This is a genomic window from Aphanothece microscopica RSMan92 (assembly GCF_046613545.2).
In the GTDB taxonomy this organism is placed as follows: Bacteria; Cyanobacteriota; Cyanobacteriia; order PCC-6307; family Cyanobiaceae; genus NIES-981.
On record NZ_JBKKKY020000537.1, the window covers coordinates 1 to 450 of the forward strand.

At 56.0% G+C, this 450-nt stretch carries 1 protein-coding gene; it reads left to right on the forward strand.

What is annotated here, in order from left to right:
• Window positions 1–230: 230 nt before the first annotated feature.
• A partial coding sequence (locus ACLD7X_RS18945) for an Lrp/AsnC family transcriptional regulator (protein ID WP_411425225.1) occupies window positions 231–450 on the forward strand: 220 nt, incomplete at its 3' end.

Genomic DNA, 450 nt, shown 5'->3' on the forward strand with positions numbered 1-450 from the left:
CTTCGGTCTCAGGTGATTGGCGTTATGGATGGTCCAGCAGGACAGCCAGAGTAGGCTGCGGTGGACATCCTGCAGGGAGTCAAGTTCGGCCATGCGCGATTCCCCTCTTTGACGTTCGGAAGGATGCGGAGAGGATAAAGCGGATATCGGGCATTTTCTTGCCTGATTGCGCTCATTCTGCTACTTTCTCACATAATTCATGCAACCAATGACCCGTTAGTGGATGTTTCATGCAGACCCTTCATGACACAGACATCCGCATTCTTCGCGCGATGCAGAGCGATGGCGAGCTGACGGTGGCCGAAATCGCGGAACGGGTGGGCATATCCCAATCGGCCTGTTCGCGGCGGATCGCCAATCTGCAGGCCGAAGGCGTCATCCGCGGACGGCAGACTGTGCTTGATGCCAAGAAACTCGGCTACGGCACGCTCATCATCGTGAGGATCAAAC